Annotated in this window: 1 protein-coding gene and 1 pseudogene; both read right to left on the reverse strand. The window is 53.4% G+C overall.

The window, feature by feature from the left end:
* Positions 1–857: pseudogene (locus HWQ67_RS19525) on the reverse strand (hypothetical protein); the annotation flags it as partial.
* A gap of 1 nt (position 858) precedes the next feature.
* A partial coding sequence (locus HWQ67_RS19530; protein WP_218254366.1) for a hypothetical protein occupies positions 859–1,055 on the reverse strand: 197 nt, incomplete at its 5' end.

Consider the following 1,055-nt stretch of genomic DNA (forward strand, 5'->3'; position numbering starts at 1 on the left):
CCCAATGCAAGGAGAAGTTCCGCCGAATCGTCCGTGCTCCCGTCCATCTTCGCCCCGTAATACTCCGGGTAAATGTAGGGGAGATTGCTTGTCGAGAGGTCAATGGTCCCGGCACTCGCTGCGTCTATCCAGTGGAAGATACCATCCACCGAGATCCTGTCAGCCTTCCATGATGCCCCGGCATTGACCGTGAGCATGGTCCCGCAAAGCACCCAGATCACGATGTTATCCGGAACATCTATATCCTCACCTGCCACCGTCACGGCATCCGTTACCGCCAGATGAACATACCCGGCCCCTATGGCAGTGATCGCTGCGCTGAAACTGTTGGCGTAATTCCCCAGCCAATCTATCGTCGGGATGGTCATGGCCGTGGTAGGATAATTCTGCATGGCAGTCCCGGATGAGTCCCAACCGATCATGTAATTGGCAACAGGGTCCGGAAGGTTCATGTCCCGCTTGTTGCTGGTCGCCTTGAACAGCACCGCACGCCGGGTACGCTCGTAAAGTTGCTGGACTTGATGCTCGATCTTGTCCAATTCGTTGTTGATCGCAGAGGCTGAGAAATCCTGTAGCGAGGCATAGTTCGTCATCCTGAGATAATCGGCAGTGCGGATAAGCACTATCGTATACCCGGCAGCAATGGCAACAGCCGTGGTGATGTACCCACCATCATCTTCGCCGGCCTCGTACACGGTGTAATCCAGATCCTTGACGAGTGTCGTCTCAGCATCGGCGGTATCTCTCAGGATCACCGTGAGATCATCATCATCGAAAATCTTGAAACCGTAGGCAAAGGGTCCAGTCGTCCCAGACCCGCCATAAGAATTGTAGACCGTCTCGACCGTGACACTCATCTCAGTATCCTCTTATCGCTTTGATTTTACGTATCTGTTCACCAAGGATCATCTCGTCCAGTTCCGGGAACTGTTTCCTCATCTCGGCTTGCGCCAACGCTTTATAATCCTCAGCCTTCTTCTTCAACATTAGAGCACGTCCACCCTCGGGTCCCGGTGTCAAGTTCTTGTACTCCGCAGTCTGAATAAAATGCTCCA

The organism is Candidatus Magnetobacterium casense, assembly GCF_019173545.1.
Classification (GTDB): domain Bacteria; phylum Nitrospirota; class Thermodesulfovibrionia; order Thermodesulfovibrionales; family Magnetobacteriaceae; genus Magnetobacterium; species Magnetobacterium cryptolimnobacter.